Source organism: Novipirellula aureliae (genome assembly GCF_007860185.1).
Taxonomy (GTDB): domain Bacteria; phylum Planctomycetota; class Planctomycetia; order Pirellulales; family Pirellulaceae; genus Novipirellula_A; species Novipirellula_A aureliae.
In genome coordinates this window covers 1-2,077 of record NZ_SJPY01000030.1, presented here as the reverse complement: position 1 = coordinate 2,077, position 2,077 = coordinate 1, and the positions used below count along the sequence as shown (strand labels likewise).

The 2,077-nt window shown below is 52.2% G+C and carries 2 protein-coding genes; both read left to right on the top strand.

What is annotated here, in order from left to right; all coding sequences use genetic code 11:
* Positions 1-204: hypothetical protein (locus Q31b_RS29260; RefSeq protein WP_231617906.1), on the top strand; the 204-nt coding region annotated here is incomplete at its 5' end.
* A gap of 175 nt (positions 205-379) precedes the next feature.
* Positions 380-1,351: a hypothetical protein gene (locus Q31b_RS27620; protein WP_146602906.1), complete on the top strand. Its 972-nt coding sequence runs from the start codon at positions 380-382 to the stop codon at positions 1,349-1,351.
* Positions 1,352-2,077 lie beyond the last annotated feature (726 nt).

The window sequence follows — 2,077 nt, the reverse complement described above, 5'->3', positions numbered from 1 at the left end:
GTAGTCCGCTTGGGGAACCAGGATGGGTGGAGTCAATCGCACGTCGCTTGGACCTTGAATCAACCTTACGCCCTCGGGGACGCCCGAAGAAAAAGCTACCAAACGAGTCTCGATTGCCAAGAAATGAGTCCTGACACCTTTATCTCTCACTCGGGGACGCCCGAAGAAAAAGCTACCAAACGAGTCTCGATTGCCAAGAAATGAGTCCTGACACCTTTATCTCTTCCTGACACCTTTATCTCTTCCAAGAAATGAGTCCTGACACCTTTATCTCTTCCAAGAAATGAGTCCTGACACCTTTATCTCTTCCAAGAAATGAGTCCTGACACCTTTATCTCTTCATATCTTTAATCTTTAAGAAAAATCCTCCTATCTAACGATGAAATCATCCTCTTTCAGTGTATTGCGATTGCCTGCGCGACCATGGCTGTGCCAATTTGTTTTTTGCCTCACTTGGTTTGCTGCTCTGGGGCTTTCGCTCTCGAGCGGGGAGGCCAGTGAAGAGCGCGGGGTTTGGTGGTGGACTTCGCCAGATCACCCGTGGGGCACCGAGCAAGTCATCGGGAACCCGGACAAAGAAAGCGCTGCGCTGGAATTTCTCAAAGAATGGGGAATCAACCGTCTCTATGGCTGTTACAGCAAGCAAACAATGGCTCGGCCTGCCGTGGTTCGAGACTGGAATGAGCGAGTTCACGCCGCGGGCATGAGCTCGCAATTGCTGCTATCGGAGAATACGTGGATCGAGCCGCGCAATCGCGCCAACCTGCTAACGGTTCACATCCAGCGCGAACTGATCGATTTCAACGCTGATTGCGCCAATTCCACTCAGCGTTTTGACGGACTTCATCTAGACATCGAGCCACATGGCCTGCCCAACTGGACATCCATCACTCCGCTCGAACGCAAACGCCTGCTGCTACAATTCCGGGACACCCTCCGCGAGGTTCGCGAATATCTGGATGCGCATGGCGGCAAAGAGATTCCGGTCTATGCTGATCTACCTGTGTGGTATGATCAGGTCGGCAAGCCGGTGGGCTGGGAATCTGACGAGGAACGCGATGCTTGTTTTGCGGATATGGCTCAATCGTTGGCGGGGATTTCCCTGATGGCCTACGAACGCGATACGGCTTCACGGATCGAAAGCGGGGTGATTTGGGAACTGCAAAATTTCAAGGGCGAAGTCCGTGTTGGACTGGAAGCAAGCGTCGGCCCAGACAAAAACAAGACCTGGAAATCATTTAATGACCTGATTGCCATAATCCGGGCTGTGGAAGCCGCAACTCCGACCCGGAAGGTCGATTTGCATGACTTCATCCAATTCCACGATCTGGCCGTCGAATCCGCTCGGTGAGTCCTTGAATCCTACGGTGCGGCGGGCGACGTTGATTCCCTGAGTTGATGAAGAGAAGGGGAAGGATGAAGAAAAGCACAGTCTCAAATTCCAATGGCTCGTCGTTGCGTCCGAGCACTTCTCAGTCAGCATTGGTGGTTCAGTCTTCGCCACCCTGGTAGAGAATTCTCGATCAATCGATTTGCCTCGCCAGACTTTGTCGGCCGCTGACGATTTGGAAAACCATTGGATTGGCTCGATTAGCCATTCGACATTGGCGGTCTACCATGACGATGTCCCGTTTCTCCCACGCGTTTTGCCTCCAACACAGCAGTGATTTTCTTCGGGTTGGCCAAACCCGTACGCACGCCGATGATCGGGCCGGCGGAATCGCAAAATCGAAAACGCAGATCGGTCGATTTGCTTCTAAGTCGGTGACTGCGTTCATGACTCAGGACAAACCCTCCTTGGGCTTCAACGGCACGTAGTTAATTCCTTAATTGCCTTATCGGAGAAACGCTTTGCGGGGGTCAGAAGAAACGCTCCGCGGGGGTCAGCAACGGTCTAATGGTTTGTCAAGTTCGGTTTGGAAATAAAGTATTTCCAAACTCCGATTTTGCTCCTCCAGCGGAATTGGGGACCAGCCCCCAAACCCCCGAGGTTTTCTAAGAGCATAACTCCGGTGTTCGATGAATTGGTTCACGGCTTGGTAGTATTGTGGCAACATAGGTTTGCTCGGTGAAGCGG

What these genes read in the sequence shown, in the direction of transcription:
- Q31b_RS27620 (WP_146602906.1), top strand. Translation starts at nt 380, where the DNA reads ATGAAATCATCCTCTTTCAGTGTATTGCGATTGCCTGCGCGACCATGG.